General features: G+C 69.2%; 12 protein-coding genes. 9 read left to right on the plus strand and 3 right to left on the minus strand.

Translation table 11 applies throughout. The annotated features are described in order from the left end of the window. Window positions 1-270: 270 nt before the first annotated feature. Together ACWCPQ_RS08870 and ACWCPQ_RS08875 are read right to left on the minus strand one after the other, a co-directional pair. A complete protein-coding gene (locus ACWCPQ_RS08870) occupies window positions 271-933 on the minus strand; it encodes an MspA family porin (protein ID WP_449896380.1) in 663 nt (220 codons plus the stop codon). 65 nt (window positions 934-998) lie between these two features. Then, window positions 999-1,646 (minus strand): MspA family porin, encoded by a 648-nt coding sequence (locus ACWCPQ_RS08875; protein ID WP_449896381.1) that lies wholly within the window; start codon window positions 1,644-1,646, stop codon window positions 999-1,001. Between the two features lie 569 nt (window positions 1,647-2,215). Here ACWCPQ_RS08875 and ACWCPQ_RS08880 point away from each other — a divergent pair. From ACWCPQ_RS08880 to ACWCPQ_RS08915, 8 genes are all read left to right on the plus strand, one after another. Further along, entirely contained in the window at window positions 2,216-3,247 is a 1,032-nt protein-coding gene (locus ACWCPQ_RS08880) for a FecCD family ABC transporter permease (RefSeq protein ID WP_449896383.1), read from the plus strand. Continuing rightward, the gene (locus ACWCPQ_RS08885) at window positions 3,244-4,323 is read left to right on the plus strand and encodes a FecCD family ABC transporter permease (protein WP_449896385.1); all 1,080 of its coding nucleotides are present in this window, start codon (window positions 3,244-3,246) and stop codon (window positions 4,321-4,323) included. The genes ACWCPQ_RS08880 and ACWCPQ_RS08885 overlap by 4 nt, the downstream gene beginning before the upstream one ends. A gap of 7 nt (window positions 4,324-4,330) precedes the next feature. Further along, window positions 4,331-5,194 (plus strand): ABC transporter ATP-binding protein, encoded by an 864-nt coding sequence (locus ACWCPQ_RS08890; RefSeq protein WP_449896803.1) that lies wholly within the window; start codon window positions 4,331-4,333, stop codon window positions 5,192-5,194. A gap of 151 nt (window positions 5,195-5,345) precedes the next feature. After that, the gene (locus tag ACWCPQ_RS08895; protein ID WP_449896387.1) at window positions 5,346-12,467 is read left to right on the plus strand and encodes an amino acid adenylation domain-containing protein; all 7,122 of its coding nucleotides are present in this window, start codon (window positions 5,346-5,348) and stop codon (window positions 12,465-12,467) included. Between the two features lie 195 nt (window positions 12,468-12,662). Next, entirely contained in the window at window positions 12,663-13,661 is a 999-nt protein-coding gene (locus ACWCPQ_RS08900; protein WP_449896389.1) for an ABC transporter substrate-binding protein, read from the plus strand. Continuing rightward, entirely contained in the window at window positions 13,658-14,995 is a 1,338-nt protein-coding gene (gene entS, locus ACWCPQ_RS08905; RefSeq protein WP_449896391.1) for an enterobactin transporter EntS, read from the plus strand. Before ACWCPQ_RS08900 ends, entS begins: the two co-directional genes overlap by 4 nt. Next, complete coding sequence (locus ACWCPQ_RS08910) at window positions 14,995-15,834, plus strand: siderophore-interacting protein (protein ID WP_449896393.1); 840 nt, start codon at window positions 14,995-14,997, stop codon at window positions 15,832-15,834. The genes entS and ACWCPQ_RS08910 overlap by 1 nt, the downstream gene beginning before the upstream one ends. A gap of 11 nt (window positions 15,835-15,845) precedes the next feature. After that, on the plus strand, window positions 15,846-16,088 hold the full coding sequence (locus ACWCPQ_RS08915) for a phosphopantetheine-binding protein (RefSeq protein WP_449896395.1): 243 nt from the start codon (window positions 15,846-15,848) through the stop codon (window positions 16,086-16,088). 47 nt (window positions 16,089-16,135) lie between these two features. Here the strand turns inward: ACWCPQ_RS08915 and ACWCPQ_RS08920 are convergent, their stop codons facing one another. Beyond that, a complete protein-coding gene (locus tag ACWCPQ_RS08920; protein ID WP_449896397.1) occupies window positions 16,136-17,788 on the minus strand; it encodes a (2,3-dihydroxybenzoyl)adenylate synthase in 1,653 nt (550 codons plus the stop codon). A gap of 86 nt (window positions 17,789-17,874) precedes the next feature. On the opposite strand from ACWCPQ_RS08920, the gene ACWCPQ_RS08925 reads away from it, so the two are divergent. After that, entirely contained in the window at window positions 17,875-18,681 is an 807-nt protein-coding gene (locus ACWCPQ_RS08925) for an SDR family oxidoreductase (RefSeq protein ID WP_449896399.1), read from the plus strand. Window positions 18,682-18,688: the final 7 nt, after the last annotated feature.

Genomic DNA, 18,688 nt, shown 5'->3' on the forward strand with positions numbered 1-18,688 from the left:
CGGCCGCGGTGGCGGGGTGTGCCCGGGCCGCTGTCCCGAGCGGACGGCCGGATCGCCGGATGCGGCAATCCAGGTGTTTTTGTGCAGTGTCACAAACAGGCCGAGCGAACGGACCGGGACGCAGTGGTGTCGAGGCGCAAATGCGCCGAGCCGCGCGAGGCGCTGTGGGCCCGTGGGGTCTGCGACGCGCGCACCGGCCGGGCGCGCACAGCGACAGCCCCGGCCGTGCGGCCGGGGCTGTCGCCGTCGAACGAATCCGGCTGGACCCGATCAGCCGATGCTGAAGGGCTGACCCCAGACGCGGAACTCGGAGATGCCCTGATCGGTGGTCGTCTCGACCCGCACGAAGGAGCGGGCCTGGGCGTAACCAGCGCAGCCGTTGAGGCCGATGGTGGAATCCGTCCAGGTCACCGAGCCGTCCTTACCGGTGAACTTGACGGCGAAGGTATGGCCTTCGTCGCCGTAGACGTCCGGCTTCTCGATATCGAGCAGCAGGAACGAGGTGGCCTGACCCGGGCCGAGGGTCAGGTTGGCGCCGGAGCTGAGGTTGCCGCTCAGGTTCTCACCCGACTGGGTGAGCCCGGCACCGCCGTTGGCGGCGCCACCGCTGATATCGACCTGGCAGCCCACGACATAGCCGGGGGTGATCTTGGTGCCCTTGTGCGGACCGTGCACCTCGACCTGCGCGCTACCGGAGACCCACGCGTTGCGGTGCAGCGGGGTCGAACCCATCGAGGGGTTGATGGTCGCCGACTCGTTGGCGATCCGGGCGGTGATGTTGAGCCCGTTCGGCAGCGTGTGGTTCAGCTCCGCACCCGGCAGCGGGACGAAGGTGTCGGCATTGGCCGCGCCGGTCGAGAGCAGGCCGACCGCGGCGACGGACGCGGCCGCCAGGCCGGCGACCCGTGCGGCGCTTTTCTTGATGACAGACATGACAGTTTCCCTCTCGGAAAAGAATTCCGTTCAGCGACGGATTGATCGACCAGATACGACGTGCGTCAGCCGATGCTGAACGGAGCTCCGTACAGGGTGGTCTTCGAATAGTGGTCGCCGATGATCTCGACCACGGCGTAGGAACGCGCCTGCGCGTATCCGGCGCAACCCTCGATATTCATTTCGACGTCTTTGTAATCGACCCAGTAGACGCCGGGCTTCGGGATATCGACACCCTCGACATTGACGAACTTGACCTCACCCGGGCCGAGTTTGAGGCCGAGCGAGCCGCTGGCACCCAGGCTGGAGGTGCTCAGGCTGGCGGACAGGCCGGCCGAGATCGCGTTGTCGGCGATGCTGACCTGGCAGCCGACGATGTACCCGGCGCTGACGCGGGAGGCGCCGTGGGTGGACGAGTTGTTGGTGCCGGGGGCGTTGGTCGGGCCCTTCCAGGGGCCGGGGGTGCCTTCCGGGGTCTGGCTGACGTCCGCGAAGACGCGGCCGCTCAGCCAGGCCACCCGGCCGGCGCCGTTGGCGGACAGGGACGGCGAGATGACTGCGCTCTCGTCCACACGGCTCAATTTCACGCCGGGTCCGAGCTTTTCGCCGCCGGGCAGCGGTACGAAGGTATCGGCATTCGCCATGCCTCCGGCGACGCCCATAACCGCCGCCGCCGTCATCGCCGCGGTGGCAGCAATCGACTTGATGTTCATCGTTTTCCCTCATGGTTTTGCGATTTGTCGCCGTATTTCGGCCGGACGGTGCCGCCCGGCGAAAACGGCAGCAGTGATCCCCGGGCTTTTCGCGCACGCGCGTAAGCCACGGTTCGGGGGGTTTCTGCTCAATCGCAGGTGAAATCCGGTGGCCAAGAACCCACCGGCGGTGTCAGATCGTCTTCCTGGGCGATCAGGTGACGAATGGCTGCGTCATCTATCCCTCATCCCTGTCCATCTTCTTACAACCCGGTCGGGTTCGACCGGAAACTGTGCGGCGAGGGGGAAGGCAGGCGCGGGCGTCAGCAGCGTCGGAGTCCACATCCCTCACACCTCTCGCTCGTGCGTCGTTGCGCCGGCGGGCCGCTCACCCCGGTCGGGGGCCGAACACCGCTCGCGGACACCGTGGGTGCGGTGTCGGCGCATTCTGTTGCCAGCCGGTATTCAGTTAGGTTAGCCTTCGCTCACTATAAAGGGTTGCTAACGATTTTTGTGAGCGATGACAGTGACCTACGTCATACGGGCCGGGAAGGGGACGATTCGATGCACAGAGGATGTGACACCGCCTCATGACCGCCGGTTCGTCCTATGAATACCACACACATGTGGGTGTCCGCAGGTGGTCTGGATGGTTGCTGGCAATCGTCGTTCTGGTAATCGCCTGCATACTCAGCCTTGTGGTCGGGGTAACCCATATTCCGATCAGGGAAATCATTAGTGCACTGTGGGCCCCCGATGGATCGCCGGACGACCTGGTGATAAGCGAGTACCGCCTGCCCCGCACGCTGCTCGGATTGCTCGCGGGTAGCGCACTCGGGGTCGCGGGCTGTCTGATGCAGGGCCTCACCCGCAACCCGCTGGCCGATCCGGGACTGCTCGGAATCAATGCCGGTGCCGCCTTCGCCATCGCGGTCGCCGTCGCCTATCTGGGCGCCGACGGCATCTCCTCGTACGTCTGGTTCGGCTTCGCGGGCGCCGCCGTGGTGTCGGTACTGGTGTACCGGCTGGGCACTGTCGGCCGCGGCGGGACCGATCCGATCCGGCTCACCCTGGCCGGTGTCGCGGTGACGGCCGTGCTCACCGGAGTCACCAAGGGGCTCATCCTGCTGAACTCGACCGCTTTCGACAAGATGCGCCAGTGGGACGCCGGCGCGCTGACCGGCCGTGGCTACGATGTGCTGGCCGGTGCGACCCCCTTCATCGTGGCCGGAACGATCCTGGCCTTCGTCGCCGCCCGATCGCTCAACGCCGTGGCACTCGGCGACGATCTGGCCCGCGCGCTGGGCGTGCACGTCAACCGGACCCGGGCCTGTACCGCGCTGGCCCTGATCCTGCTCTGTGGCACCGCGACCGCGGCGGTCGGCCCGATCACCTTCGTGGGGCTCGCCGTGCCGCATATCGCCCGCTGGATCGTCGGTCCCGATACCCGCTGGATCGTCGCCTATTCGCTCGTGCTGGCGCCCGCGCTGGTCCTCTTCGCGGATGTGGTCGGCCGGGTCGCCATCCCGCCCGACGAACTGTCCGCCGGCGTGGTGACCGCGTTCCTCGGCGCGCCGGTGCTGATCTGGCTGGCCCGTCGCTCGGAGATGAGGCAGTCGTGACCACTGTGCGCAAGACGTCGCGGTTCGGTGTCGCCTCCACCGTCGACTTCGGCCGTTCGGTCCGGGTGCTGCGCCTGCGGGGTGTGACCACCCGGATCGGGGTGCGCGGCCTCGTGGTGACGGTCGTCCTGCTGGTCGCCGCCTGTGTGGTGGCGCTGCTCGCGCTCGGCACCGGCGATTTCGCCATCCCGCCGGACCGCGTACTGCGGGCGCTGCTCGGTACCGGAGTGGGCGGCGACGAACTCGTTGTGCGGGAATGGCGGTTGCCCCGGGTGCTCATGGCGCTCGTGCTCGGCGCGGCGCTCGGGATCAGCGGCGCGATTCTGCAGTCGGTCACCCGTAACCCGCTGGGCAGTCCCGATATCGTCGGGTTCAACTCCGGCGCCTACACCGGGGCGCTGCTGGTCATCCTGTCCGGTGGCGGCTACTACGCCACCGCGGCCGGGGCGGTCGGCGGAGGCCTGTTCACCGCGCTCGCGATCTTCCTGCTGGCGTTCCGGCAGAGCGTCAAGGGTTTCCGGCTGATCATCGTCGGTATCGGTGTCGGCGCGATGATGGCCGCGGTCAATACCTGGCTCATCCTGCGCGCCGATCTCGACGAGGCGATGTCGGCGGCCGCGTGGGGCGTCGGGACGCTGGACGGGCTCACCTGGGACGAGATCGGTCCGGCGCTGATCGTATTGGCACTGCTGGCCGTTGCGGTGATCCCCGCCGCGTATCGATTGCAGGTGCTGGAACTGGGTGACGACGCGGCGCGCGCGCTCGGTATCCGGGTCGGCCGGGCGCGGCTGGTGCTGACGGTGCTCAGTGTCGCGTTCACGGCGGTGGGCACCGCGGTGGCGGGTCCGATCGCATTCGTCGCGCTGGCGGCACCGCAGCTGGGCCGGCGCCTGGCCCGCACCCCGACGACCGCGTTGCTGCCGGCGGCGGCGATGGGGGCGCTGCTGCTGGTGACGTGTGACTGGATCTCGCGGCGGCTGTTCGCGCCGACGAGCGTGCCGGTCGGCGTGGTCACCGCATCGGTCGGCGGCGCGTATCTGGCCTATCTGCTGGTGGCCGAGGCCCGACGGAACTGAGGGAATCATCGTGGACGAAGAACTCGAGCACAGCACCGCCGAGGCGACCGCGGTCGCGCCGGATCCCGGCGCGACGGCGCGGCTCCGGGCCGACCGGCTCCGGCTGGGCTACCGCAACAGGGTGATCAGTGACGAACTGACCGTCGATATTCCCGACGGCACCTTCACCGTCATCATCGGCCCGAACGCATGCGGGAAATCGACCCTGCTGCGGGCGCTCTCGCGGCTGCTGGCACCCGAATCCGGCGCGGTCCTGCTGGACGGCAAGGAGATAGGCAGTTATCCGGCCAAGGAGGTCGCCCGGCGGATCGGGCTGCTGCCGCAGACCTCGACCGCGCCGGAGGGAATCCGCGTCGCCGATCTGGTGGCCCGGGGGCGATATCCGCACCAGTCGCTGATCCGGCAGTGGTCGCGCCGGGACGAGGAGGCGGTGGCGGCGGCCATGGCGGCCACCGGTGTATCCGAACTGTCCGGGCGGCTGGTGGACGAACTCTCCGGCGGTCAGCGGCAGCGGGTGTGGATCGCGATGGTGCTCGCCCAGGAGACGCCGATCGTGCTGCTCGACGAGCCGACGACCTTTCTCGATATCGCCCACCAGATCCAGCTGCTGGATCTGTGCCGCGAGTTGAACCGGGAGACCGGCCGGACGATCGTCGCGGTACTGCACGATCTGAATCACGCGTTCCGCTATGCCGATCATCTCGTCGCCATGCGCGACGGCGCGGTGGTCGCGGCCGGGGCGCCGCGCGAGATCGTCACCGCCGGACTCGTGCAAAAGGTCTTCGACCTGGGCTGTCGGGTGATCGACGACCCGGAAACGGGCACCCCGCTGGTGGTTCCGTTGGCCGAACAGGCGGTCCGCACGGTCTGAACAAGGCAAACTAGGACAAAATTCGTACCTGGTAGATATTTCCCTTCAGTAAAGGTTAGGCTAACCTCAACTGTGGTTGTGTGTCGTGCCCGCGGATAAGGGGCGGGCATCGGCACCCCACCGAAAGTGGTTCACAGCGAAGGGAGTTGCCGTGCCGGCGGCAGTGCAGGACGCCTCGAGGGCAAGCGATCCCGGATTACCGCTCACCGGTCCGCAGCTGGGGATCTGGAACGCACAGCAGTTCGACCCCGAATCCGGTCGCTATCTGGTCGGCGAGGTACTGGAGATCTCCGGTGACACCCCGATCGACGTGACGGCACTGGCCGAGGCCATCCGCCGGACCGTGGCCGAAGCGGAGAACATGCGGCTGCGTTTCCGCGATACCGATACCGGCCCAAGGCAATTCGTCTGCGACGAGCCGGCGGTCCTGCAACCGATGATCGACCTGCGCGGTGCCGCCGAACCCCGTTCGCTCGCCCACGAGGCAGTGGCCCTGGAACGTCATCAGGCGGCGCAGCGCTGCCGCGGCATGGTCGACCGGCGGCTCTACAACTACACGCTGATCAGGCTCACCGACTCCGAGGTGTGGTGTGTGCAGCTGTACCACCACCTGATCGTCGACGGTTACAGCGCGGCACTGCTGTCCCGGCGCGTCGCCGCGCACTACACCGCCCTGCGCAGGGGCGGCGAACCGCCGAAGGCGACCTTCGGCGCGATCGCCGACCTGGTCGCCGACGAACAGAACTACCGCGACAGCGAGCAATTCGCGCAAGACCAGCGCTACTGGCGCGAACAGCTCAGTCCCGCACCCTCGTTGGACGGGCGCGGTACCGCCCTCGGCGGTGCGGTGGAGCGCACCCTCCGCGCCGAGGCGATCCTGCCGGTGGAGACGCTGGAGCGGCTGCGCGGTTGCACCGAGCGGTACCGGATCACCTGGGCCGACGGGCTCATCGCCTGCTATGCCGCCTATGTTCAGCGGCTGCTGGGCAATTCCGATGTGGTGCTGTCGATGCTGATGATGGGCCGGGTCGGCCGGGTCGCGCTGAGCACGCCCGCGATGGCGGTGAACGTCCTGCCGCTGCGGTTGCCGGTACACGCCCACGACACCGTCGGCGAACTCGGTGTGCGGGTCGCGCAGACCCTGCGCGAGATGCGCCGGCATCAGCGCTACAGCGGTGCGGACCTGGCCCGCGACCTCAGCGGTTTCGGAGCGGGTGAACTGCTGCACGGTATCGGGATGAACCTCAAGGTCTTCGACTTCGCCCTGGATTTCGACGGTGCCGAGGGCGTGCTGCGCAATGTGGCCGGTGGGCCGCCGGAGGATCTCGGCCTGGTCGTGACCCCGCTGCCCGACAAGTCGGTGCTGCTGGGTTTCGAATGCGATGCGCGGACCAATGATCCGGAGACCGCCTACCGCCGGGTGGCGGGCCTGGTGCGGGTCGTCGAGGCGTTCACCGAACTGGACAAGGTGGCGGTCGGGACACTGGAGCTGATCGATCGGGACGAACGCGAGCGGTTGCTCGCCGGCCGTGCCGGTCCGTCGGCCGCGGTGGCCACCGAATCGGTACCCGCCGCAGTGGACCGGATGGTCGCGGAATACGCCGGCAGCACCGTTCTGGTCGGTGGGACACGGCATTACACCGGCGGCGAACTCGGTGGCCGGGTGTATCGGCTGGCCAGGTATCTGCGAGCTCGGGGTGTGACACCGGGCCGGCCGGTCGGGGTCGCCCTGCCGCGCACCGTCGATCTGGTGGTCGCGTTGCTCGCGGTCTGGCGAGCCGGTGGTACCTACCTGCCGCTCGATCCCGAACATCCGGTACCCCGGCTGCAGACCATGATCGACGATGCCGCCCCGGTCCTGGTACTCACCGATTCCGCACTGGCCGCCGAACTCGTCTGCCCGGCCGTCGAACTCGACAGCGAACCGGTTCTCGACGCATTGCGCGACTACCCGGACGCGCCGCTCACCACCGCCGAAACCGGGCAGATCCGCGGCGATCACCCCGCATACGTTCTCTACACCTCCGGCTCGACAGGCACGCCGAAAGGCGTGGTGATCGATCACACCGCCCTCGCCCAGCTGGTGGCCGGGCACCGCGACGGGATATACGCCGAAACCGTGGCGCGCGCAGCGGGCCGCCGCCTGACGGTCGCGCACACCACCTCGTTCGCTTTCGACGCCGCACTCGATCCGTTGTTGTGGCTGCTCGACGGGCACCGGATCCATCTGTACGACAGCGAGATCCGGCGTGATCCGGCGGCGCTGGTCGCGGCCTTCCGCACCGACGGCGTGGACGTCGTGGACGGCACCCCGACCCTGGCCGCGGCGCTGTTCGCCCACGGACTGGCCGAACTCGCGCCGCGGCTGCTGGTGCTCGGCGGGGAGGCGTGCCCACCCGATCTGTGGCAGCAGGTGCAGCGTTCCGGGATCACCGCCGTCAACCTCTACGGCCCGACCGAGGCCACCGTCGACGCCATCGGCGCGCCGGTGCACGGTACGGATCCGCATATCGGTGTCCCACTCCCGGGGGTGCGGGCCTATCTCCTGGACAACGGCCTGCAGGTGGTGGCGGACGGACAGCCCGGCGAGCTCTACCTCGCGGGTGCCGGGATCGCACAGGGCTATCTGGGCCGGCCCGGTTTCAGCGCCCAGAGTTTCGTGGCCGACCCGTTCGGTCCGCCGGGGTCGCGGATGTACCGCACCGGCGACCGGGCCCGCTGGGTCCCCGGTCGCGGTTACTTCTACGCCGGGCGGGCGGACGCCCAGGTGAAGATCCGCGGGCACCGGATCGAGATCGGTGAGGTCGAAGCCGCGCTGAGCGGGCTGCCGGAGGTGGCCGCGGCGGCCGCGGATATCCGGGATATCGCCGGGCGCGCGAGCCTGATCGGATACATCGTCGCGGCACCGGATTCGCCGGACGCGCCCACCGGACCCGGGGACCTCGGAGCCCGCCTGCGCAACCGGCTGGCCGAATCTCTGCCCGACGCCATGGTTCCGACCCGCATCGTCGTGCTCGACGAACTGCCGTGGACAGTGAACGGGAAGGTGGATCGCACCGCGCTGCCCGAACCGGCCGAGCCGACCGGCGGTCGCGAACCCGGCACACCGGCCGAACAGGCGGTGGCCGAGGTGGTCGCGGAACTGCTCGGCAGCGATACCGTCGATATCGACGACGATTTCTTCGGCGCCGGTGGCGACAGCATCACCGCGATCGGGGTCTGCACCCGGTTGCGGGAGCGCGGACTGATTCTCGCCCCGCAGGACCTGCTGACCCGCCGCAGTCTCGCCGACCTCGCCGCGGCCGCCGGAACCGCCGACCCCGCAGCGGATTCCGGTACCGCGCGGACGCCGCGCGCCGACAGCGTCTCGATCGTGCTCCCGCCCGACGGCGCCACCGAGCTCGCCGCCGCATACGGTCCGATCGCCGACGTACTGCCGTTGTCGCCGCTGCAGGAGGGTCTGCTGTTCCACGCACTGCGGGACGGCGCGGCCGATGTGTATACACTCACCGCCCGTTTCGAACTGTCCGGTCCGGTGGATCCGGATCGGCTGGGCGCGGCGTTCGCGACCGTGCTGCGCCGGCATCCGAACCTGGGCGCGGCGTTCCGCTACGAGCAGTTCGACCAGCCGGTACAGGTGATCCCCCGGGAACCGCGGGTGGCCTGGCGGGTCGAGGACCTGCGCGACCGGCCGGCCGCGGCCGCCGAGGAGGCGGCGCTGGAGCTGGAAAACCGGGCCGGTGCGGAAACCTTCGATATCGCCGAACCGCCCCTGCTGCGCGCATTGCTCATCCGGGTGGCCGATACCACGCACCGGCTGGTCCTCACGGCCCACCACCTCCTCGCCGACGGCTGGTCGGTGCCGATCGTGCTCCGCGAGATGCTCGCCCGCTACCACGGTGAGCAGTTGCCCGAACCCGGTTACTACGGGAGCTATCTGGCGTGGCTCGCCGCCCGCGACAGCGCAGCGGCGATCCGGCTCTGGGGCGCGTATCTGGGCGGATTGTCCGCGCCGAGCCTGGTCGGTGCGCCCGGGCCGCGGTCGGCGTCGGTGGGCCTGAACGTGCCGCTGGCCGCCGATACCGCGGCCGCGCTGGAATCGTTCGGCCGGTCCAACGGGCTGACCATGAACACCCTGTTGCAGGGTGCCTGGGCACTGGTGCTGGCCGAGCAGCTGGGCCGGGACGACGTGGTGTTCGGCGCGGTGGTGTCGGGACGGCCGAGCGAGCTGCCGGGGGTGGCGGGGATGGTCGGGCTGTTCAGCAATACCGTGCCGGTCCGGATGACCCTGGATCCCGGCGCTCCGGTGGCCGGGCAGTTCGCCGAATTCCAGCGGACCACACTCGAATTGCAGAACCAGGGTTATCTGGGCCTGGCCACCGTCGAGCGGGCGGCCGGGATCGGCCGCTTGTTCGACACGCTCGTCGTCTACGAGAACTTTCCGAAAACCGGTGTCCAGGGCAACGACTCGCACGAAATCGGGGTGGCCGGTGTCACCGTGCACAGTCTCACCCACTATCCGGTGACCGTGACGGCCCTGCCCGGTGACAGCTTCCGCCTCATGCTGCACCACGATCCGGGTGCGGTGGACGCCGATTCCGCGGAGCGGCTGGCCGCGCGGCTCGGGTCCGTGCTCACCACCCTCGTGGCCGATCCCGGCGCCACGGCGGGAGCAGTGCTGGCCGCCACTCGCCATCCGGACACCCGCGGGTCCACCATGGCCGACTGGGGTCCGCGCACCGCACCGGATCCGGTCGCGCCGGCGATCACCGTCGCCGATGCGACGATCGGCTACCGCGAATTCGGGGCACGGGTCAATCGGCTGGCCCGGTGGCTGGTCGCACGCGGTATCGCGCCGGAGACCGTGGTCGTCGTCGCCATGGCGCGCGGCGCCGATTCGGTGATCGCGGCGCACGCGATCTGCCGGGCCGGTGGGGTGTACCTGCCGGTCGATCCGGGGCAGCCCGCCGGACGAGTGGACACCATCCTCGCGACCGCCGCCGCCGCGCTGGTGCTGACCACGACCGCCGACGCCTACGAAACCGGCCGGGCGCCCGTCGTATCCATCGACACCCTCGATACCGCCGAATTCGCGGATACCGCACTCACCGATGCCGACCGGCTCGCGCCGCTGCGCCCGGAGAACGCGGCCTACCTGCTGTTCACCTCGGGCTCGACCGGGGTGCCCAAGGGGGTGACGGTGCCGCACGAGGCCATCGTGAACACCTTCGCCTGGTTGCAGGAACAGCATCGGTTCGGGGTGGGCGATACCGTCCTGTACCGGACCCCGGCGACTTTCGACGCCTCACTGCTGGAGATCTTCCTGCCGTTGCTGGTGGGTGCCCGGATCGTGGTGGCGAAGCCCAACGGTCACCGCGACCCCTACTACCAGGCGCGTCTGATGGCGGACGAGGGGGTCACCGCCATCCAGATGACCTCGTCCATGCTCACCACCACGGCCGAGGAGAGCGACCTTTCCGGTTGCGCCGCGCTGCGTTGCGTATTCACCGGCGGCGAACCGCTGCCGCCGTCGACCGCCCGCGCTTTCCGCACGGCGACCGGAGCCCGGGTGAACAACCTCTACGGTCCCACCGAGGCCGCGGTGTGCATCACCTATCACGCGAGCAACGACGCCGATACGGTGACGGTGCCGATCGGCCGACCGCCCGGTGGCGCGGGGGTACGGGTACTGGACGACGCCCTGCTGCCCGTACCGTTCGGATCGGTCGGGGAGCTGTACCTGACCGGTATCCAGCTCGCCCGCGGCTATCTGCACCGGCCGGAGCAGACCGCGCGGACCTTCGTCGCCGATCCGGCCGGTAACGGCGAACGGATGTACCGCACCGGAGATCTGGTGCGCTGGGGCGCCGACGGTGAACTCGAGTATGTGGGCCGCGTCGACAGCCAGGTGAAACTGCGTGGTCAGCGCATCGAACTCGGTGATATCGAATCGGCGATCATGCGCCGCCCCGAGATCGCCCAGGTGGCGGTGATCCTACGGGAGGACAATCCCGGCGATCAGCGCCTGGTGGCGTATCTGCGGACTCGCACCGGAGCCGCCCTGGACGTCGACGCGGTCCGCGCGACGGTGCGCGACACCCTGCCGGAGTACATGATTCCGGCGGCCTTCGTGGAACTCGACGAGATCCCGATGACGATCAGCGACAAACTGGACCGCAAAGCGCTTCCGGTGCCGGAATATCCGGTGGATGTGCCGGTGGCGGCCGCGCCCGCGCTCGTGGACCCGGATCTGCCCGCGGTCACCGGGGCGGTGCTCGCGGCCATGGCGGCGGTGCTGGGCGTCGCGGCGGTCGGGCCGGACGACGATTTCTTCGCCGCGGGCGGTCATTCGCTCACCGCGGTCCGGCTGGTCGGCCGACTGCGCCGGGCGGGCCACGAGGTCGTCGTGGACGATATCTTCGAGGCTCCCACGGCCCGCACCCTGGCAGCGCGGATCGAGGGCACTGCGATCGACGTGGAACCGCGGGCTGCCGAACTGCCGCGGGACACCGGAATCGACCTACCCTCCGAAGAGATCGCCATGCTGGGCCGGCGACTCGATCATGTGCTCGAACTGCGGACGCGCGGGTCGGCCGAACCGCTGTTCTGCGTTCACCCGGTCGGTGGAACCGCCTGGCAGTTCACGCCGCTGGCCCGCCGCCTGCGCGCCGACCGCCCACTGGTCGGACTGCAGCTGCCGGCGCTGCGCGGTGTGGAATCGGGTGCTGCGAACCTGGACGAACTCGCTGCGCGGTATCTCGCGACCATCCGCGAGATCCAGCCCGCCGGGCCCTATCACCTGCTCGGCTATTCACTGGGCGGCAATATCGTGCACGCGATCGCCGCCGCGCTCACCGGCGGTGGTGAAGAGGTCGCGTTCGTCGGACTGGTCGATTCCCATCCGCTGGCGAATCTGGCCGAACAGGCGAGCGAGGCCCTCACCGACCCGGCCCGGCTGGCCGCACTGCTGCCGGAACTACCCGAGGACGCCCCCGATCTCGCGGCCCGGATCCGGGCCGCGGCCGGTGAGCTGCTGCACCTGGTCACCGTTTCCGAGACCCCCGGATACGCCGGGCCGATGGCGTTGTACGCGGCCGATCCCGGCGGCGAGGACGATGCCGCGCGGGTCGCCGCCCAGCTGTCGGGCTGGCGGGCCGCCGGTGCCCGGATCACCGCGCGCCGATTGCCCTACACCCATTTCGGAATCGTCTCCGAGGACGGCTGGTCGGAGGTCGCCGCCCTGCTCGATACCGAACCGGCCCTGCGGACCTGACCGTGCGTCCGGTGAGCACCCCGAGCGTTCCCGGCGCCGGGCACATCGCGCGTCCCCGACGCTGGTACACGGCGCGTCTTCGACGCTGGTACACGGCGCGTCTTCGACGCTGGTACACGGCGCGTCTTCGACGCCGAGACTTCGCCGCGGCACCATCCGGTGCCCCGGCGGTTCGAGAAAGAAAGTAGAACACCTATGTCGCTGTTATCCCACAGCCGCTTCGCGGCCTGGCTACGTCTTGTGGTCGGTCTGTTCGTCGCGGTCGTCGCGGTCGCCGGCTGCAGCTCCGATACCGAGCCCGCCGCCGCATCCGGGACCCGTCCGATCCAGACCGAGAAGGGCACGATCGAGGTGCCCGCGGATCCGCAGCGGATCGTGGTACTCAACGGCGCGCTGGCCGGCTACCTCTACGACCTGGATGTTCCGGTCGCCGCGGCGGATCCGCGAGTGCTCGGCGTCAGCGGCCGCAATGCCGATTTCCCGCAGACCTGGGCCGACGCCGCGAAGGAGCAGGGCACCCAGATGGTGCCGGTGGGCCAGGCCGTGAACGTCGAGTTCGTCGCCTCGGCGCAACCGGATCTGATCATCGGTGGCGGACAGGGCTTCCCGGCAAAACAGTCGGTGGACGCCTACGACCAGCTCAGCGCGATCGCGCCGACGGTCCTGCTGCCCGGCAATGTGACCGGCTGGCAGGATCAGCTGAAGCAGATCGCCGATGTGGTGAACCGCGCCGACAAGGTCGCCGACCTGATCTCGGCCTACGACGACAAGGTGAAGCAGGTTTCCGCGGCCATCGATGTTCCGGGGCAGCAGATCGGCTATTTCCAGTCCGCCGCCGACGGCCAGCCGAAGATGATCCTGCCGAACGCCGCGCTGCCGACCCTGCTGGCCGAACTCGGCTTCCAGGCCGACGACAAGGTTCTGGCCAAGGCCGGTAACCCGGAAGTCAATCCGTCGGCCGACTGGTTCGGATTCAGCCCCGAACTGCTGACGAAGGTCGTGGACGCGCCTGTCCTGTTCGTCGTCCCGCTCAGCGGCGCCAAGAGCGCGGCCGATCTCGCGAAGGATCCGCTGTACGCCCAGCTGCCCGCGTTCAAGGACAAGTTGGTCTACGAACTTCCGGCCACCAGCTACCGGCCGGACTACCGCGGCGTCATGAACACCCTCGACCTGATCCAGGAGAAGTTCAATTGAAAGCCCCCGCCGGCCTCCTCATCGATACCTCTCCGCTGCGGGAGAGCCGGCGGTTTCGCTGTGCCTTCGGTGCGCGACTGGTCTCTGTTCTCGGTATCGGCCTCCTGATGGTGGCCCTGCCGGTGCAGGTCTATCAGCTCACCGGTTCGAGTCTGCACGTCGCCGGGGTGTCCACAGCGATGGCGGTCGCGTTGTTCGCCGGCAGTCTGGGCGGGGGCGTGATCGCCGACCGGTACGACCGGCGTACCGTGATCTCCTTCTCCCGGTCGGCCGCGGGACTGGCGTTCCTGGCGCTGGGAATCAATGCGTTGCTGCCCGATCCGTTCCTCACGGTGATCTACGCCGCGGCCGTGACCGACGGACTGGCCGGGGGTATCAGTGGCTCGGCGCTGATGGCGCTGGTGCCGATGCTGGTATCACGGGAGAAGGTCCCCGCGGCCGGGGCGCTGACCACGCTCACCTCCGATCTCGGCACCATGATCACCCCGGCCGTCGCCGGTGTGCTCATCGCGAAGATCGGGGTGTCGTTCGCGTTCTTCGCCGCGGCGGCGGCGACCGTGGGCACCGTGACGCTGGTCCGGGCCATCGGGCCGGCGCCGCCGCCGGCCCGCGAGATCCGCAATCCGCTGGTCGAACTCGGCCACGGGATCTCTTTCGCAATGCGGCACAATATTATTCGCGCTGTATTGTTGAGTGGTCTGCTCGCTATGCTGGTCAGCGGACCCCTGGTGCTGCTGCCCGCCTTCGCCGATCGAGCCCTCGACGCGGGGCCCGCCACACTCGGCCTGCTCTATGCCGCGCCCGGCGCGGGTGCGGTCCTGGGCTCGCTCACCAGCGGCTGGATCGGCCGCGCCCGGCGCAACGGCCTGGTCCTGCTGTCCTCGCTGGCAGTCATGCCGCTCGGCGTCGTCATGGCCGGTATCTGGCCGCAGGCCGCGTGGAGTTTCCTGGGTCTGGCCGCATTCGGTGTGGCCCGGGCCGTCAACGGCATCCTGCGCTACGCGGTGCTCCAGCAGAACGCGCCGGAAGAGATGCGCGGCCGGATGTCGGGACTGCTCATGGTGCAGTCGGTGGCCGGCACCGCGGTCGGTTCGATGGCGGCCGGTGTGATCGGCAACCTCGTCGCTCCGGGTACCGCGCTGGTGGTCTACGGCGCGGCCGTACTGGTGCTGTTCGTCTTCGCCCTGGTGCTCGTGTGGCCGCTGTACCGGCTCACCGCGCCCGCGGGCGGGCCGCCGCCGCCCCCGCCACCGGCCCAGGTTCCGGTGGCCGGGAACGTGGTCGAGGAGAAGGCTGCCGGGAACGTGGTCGTGGAGAAGAAGGACGGTGTGTGATGGTGGATCGCGGAGCGTACCGGGAACGGATCGCCGAGGTACTCGCCGGTTCGCACGGGGCCAAGGTCGGCTATCCGATCGGGTTGCGTGAACTGGAGGTGATCCGTACCGCCACGGTGGGGTCCGGTCTGATCCGGATCACCTTCGGCGGTCCGGAACTCGACGGATTCCACAGCTATGTGCCCGACGAGCATGTGCGGCTGGTGTTCCCGGACACCGACGGCACGCTGCGGCTGCCGATCCGTGACGGCCTGTCGCTGGATTGGCCCGCGCCGCGGCCGATCTCGCGGGAGTACACGGTACGCCGCCTCGACCGCGACGCCGGTGAGCTCGATATCGACTTCGCGCTGCACCCCGGCGGTCTCGCCTCGGACTGGGCGCTGGCAGCCCGGCCGGGTATCCGGATCCATATCGCGGGCCCGCCCGGTGGGGTGGTGGTGCCCACCGCCTACGACAACTATCTGTTCGCCGGCGATATCACCGCGCTGCCCGCGATCGCCCGGTGGCTGGAATGGCTGCCGCGGGACAAGGCGGGGTGGGTGTTCGTCGAGGTGGTCGACGAGAGCCAGGAGATCGAACTGGCCGCACCGTCCGGTGTCGAGGTGCGGTGGCTGCACCGCGGTGATGCCCGCGCCGGGACCGGCGATCTGCTGGAGAAGGCGATCCGCACCGTCACGGTGCCCGATGGGCAGAACGTGTACGCCTGGGTCGCCGGCGAGGCCGGGCAGTTGCGGCCGATCCGCAGATGGATCCGCGGCGAACTCGGTGTCCCGGCGAAGGACTGCCTGATCGCGGGCTATTGGAAGCACGGAGTCGCGGATTTCGACCGCGAAGAATGAGGAGGACAGAGATGACGAACGAGCCTACGGCGGTGGCCGACCGCGACAGTTTCATCCGCGATGTGGCCGATCTGCTGGGCGTCGCGCCGGCGGAACTGTCCACCGACACCAATCTGCTCGACGCCGGACTGGATTCGGTGCGCATCATGCAGTTGGTGGAGAAGTGGCGATCCGAGGGACACGAGACCGTCGACCCGCTGCTGCTGGCCGGTGACCCCGTTCTGGGGTCCTGGCTGGAGGTGCTGTGCCCGTGACCGGGCGCCGCGAACCGCGCGTACGGCGCGGTTCGCGACACCGGGGGTCATGGGGCGCGATGACCCTCGGCGAGCAGCCGGCGCAGATCGCGGCGGCTGGTCTTGCCCACTCCCGTTTCGGGGAATTCGGCGATGGTGACCACCGCGTCGGGCATCTTCCAGGCCGCGATACCGCGCTCCCGCACGAAGGTACGGACCGTGGTCAGCGTGGGTGGGGTCGCGGGGTCGAGCGGTTGGACGAAGGCGCAGATGCGCTGTCCGAGTACGGGGTCGGGCGTGCCCACGATCACCGCGTCCCGGATCCCGGGATGCTCCAGCAGATGGGCCTCGAGTTCCTCGGCCGAAACCTTCTCACCGCCGCGGTTGACCCAGTCGCCCGCCCGGCCCTTCACCACCAGATTCCCGTCCGGTCGCAGCGCGACGATATCGCCGGTGCGGTACCAGCCGTCCGCGGTGAAACTACGGGCGTTGGCTTCGGGATTGTCGTAGTAACCGCGAATGGTGTACGGCCCCTGGGTCATCAGGTTCCCGTCGGCGCCCGGCGCGACCTCCTCGTCGGCGTCGTCGACGATCCGGATCCGGTCGTGGTCCGACATCGGCCGGCCCTGGGTGGCGACCACAGCGTCGATCGGATCGTCGAGCCGGGTGTAGCAGACCAGGCCCTCGGCCATCCCGAACACCTGCTGCAGGGTCACCCCCAGCGCGGGGCCGACCCGCCGGGCGAGTTCGTCGGGGCAGCGGGCTCCACCCACCTGGACGACCTGCAGACTGGACAGATCGGGCAGCTCGCCGCCCTTTTCGGCACGTTCGACCCACAGGCGCGCCAGCGGCGGCACCAGGCCGGTGATGGTGACACCGAAACGTTCGATCGCCGCGAACGCGGTCGACGGGGTCGGATCGGGTGTCATGGCGACGGTGCCGCCCGCGTAGAGCGCGCCGAGGATGCCCGGGGAACTCATCGGGAAGTTGTGCGCGATCGGCAGCGTCGCCAGGTAGACGGTATCGGGCCCCAGTCCGGTGATCTCGGCGCTGCGGCGGACGCTGTACAGGTAGTCGTCGTGGGTGCGGGGGATGAGTTTCGGGATGCCGGTGCTGCCGCCGGACAGTTGCAGGAACGCGACATCGCCGGCGTCGACCTCCGGCAGGTCGCCGGGGTCGTCCCGGTGGTCGGCGAGGTCGGCTGCGCCCTCGGCGAATTCGTGGGCGGTGTCGTCGACGACCAGCAGGACGTGCCGCAGGGTCGCGACCTCGCGCCGGACCGTATCCGCAAGCGCCGCATGGTCGAAACGCTGATGTTCGGCGCAGGTGATCATCGCCACCGCACCGCTCGCCGTGGCGATGGGGATCAGTTCGGCTTCCCGGTGTGCGGGCAGGCAGAAGACCGGCAGCGCACCGAGCCGGAAGAGCGCGAAGACCACTTCGACGAATTCGGCGCGGTTGGGCAGCTGGACCAGGACGCGATCGTGCGGGCGGATTCCCATCCGGGCCAATCCGGTGGCCAGCGACCGGGACCGGTGGTCCAGCTCGGCGTAGGTCCAGCGGTTCGCCGCGTCCACGACCGCGATCGTCTCGGGGTGCGCGCTGGCGCGCGCCGTGAGCAGGTCTCCGAATGTTTCACCTGTCCAGAGCTTTTCGGCTCTGTAGTGATCGATCAGGTCCGGCGGCCACGGTGTGAAACCGGGGAGGGCGGGTGATTGCATGGAGCACCTCTTTCCGATCAGCGATCTTGTTGCACGTCACACCGGAATGCTGGCCTTACGGTGTAACTTCAGGTTAGGCTAACCTAATGGGCACGAAGCAGTGGGGCGAAGGGGTCATCGTCACCGGAGCCGCAGGGGGAATCGGCGCGGCGATCGCATACGAACTCGCCGGCGATTCCGCGAATATCGCCCTGTGGGACCGGGACTCCCGGGTACACGAGGTCGCCGCACGGCTCGGACAGCTTTACGAGGACACCGGCGTCACGTCGGCGGAGGTCGATGTGAGCGATGCGGCAGTCGTCGCGGCGGCCTTCGACAAAGAACTCGCCGAACGCGGCACCCCCCGGGTGGTCGTGCACGCCGCCGGATCGATGATCGGTGGATCGGCACTGGACACCTCCCCGGACGAATGGCAGCGCTGCGTCGCCGTCAACACCAACGGCGCGGTGTACGTGGCCCAGCGCGCGGCCCGCGAAATGGTCACCGCCGGGCGCGGATCCATAGTGGTCGTCTCCTCCAACTCCGCCACCGTCCCCCGCGTGAATCTCGCCGCCTACGGTGCGGCGAAGGCCGCGGCCACGGCATTCACCCGCTCACTCGCGCTCCAGGTGGCGCCGCACGGAGTGCGGGTCAACCTGGTCTCCCCGGGGTCCACCGACACCCCGATGCTGCGCGGAATGTACGCGGACTCCGACGCAGGCGGTCTCGGTACGGCCGGACGAGCGAGCCTGCTCGACGGTGACCCCGAGAACTACCGGCTGGGCATCCCGTTGCGCCGGATCGCCGATCCCGCCGATATCGCCGCCGCCGTCCGCTTCCTGGTTTCCGACGCCGCGCGCCACATCACCATGCACGACCTGCGGGTCGACGGCGGCGCAACGCTGGATATGTGACACGAGA

The organism is Nocardia sp. NPDC001965, from assembly GCF_053594175.1.

What these genes read in the sequence shown, in the direction of transcription:
- ACWCPQ_RS08870 (WP_449896380.1), bottom strand. Translation starts at nt 933, where the DNA reads ATGTCTGTCATCAAGAAAAGCGCCGCACGGGTCGCCGGCCTGGCGGCC.
- ACWCPQ_RS08875 (WP_449896381.1), bottom strand. Translation starts at nt 1,646, where the DNA reads ATGAACATCAAGTCGATTGCTGCCACCGCGGCGATGACGGCGGCGGCG.
- ACWCPQ_RS08880 (WP_449896383.1), top strand. Translation starts at nt 2,216, where the DNA reads ATGACCGCCGGTTCGTCCTATGAATACCACACACATGTGGGTGTCCGC.
- ACWCPQ_RS08900 (WP_449896389.1), top strand. Translation starts at nt 12,663, where the DNA reads ATGTCGCTGTTATCCCACAGCCGCTTCGCGGCCTGGCTACGTCTTGTG.
- ACWCPQ_RS08910 (WP_449896393.1), top strand. Translation starts at nt 14,995, where the DNA reads ATGGTGGATCGCGGAGCGTACCGGGAACGGATCGCCGAGGTACTCGCC.
- ACWCPQ_RS08915 (WP_449896395.1), top strand. Translation starts at nt 15,846, where the DNA reads ATGACGAACGAGCCTACGGCGGTGGCCGACCGCGACAGTTTCATCCGC.
- ACWCPQ_RS08920 (WP_449896397.1), bottom strand. Translation starts at nt 17,788, where the DNA reads ATGCAATCACCCGCCCTCCCCGGTTTCACACCGTGGCCGCCGGACCTG.
- ACWCPQ_RS08925 (WP_449896399.1), top strand. Translation starts at nt 17,875, where the DNA reads ATGGGCACGAAGCAGTGGGGCGAAGGGGTCATCGTCACCGGAGCCGCA.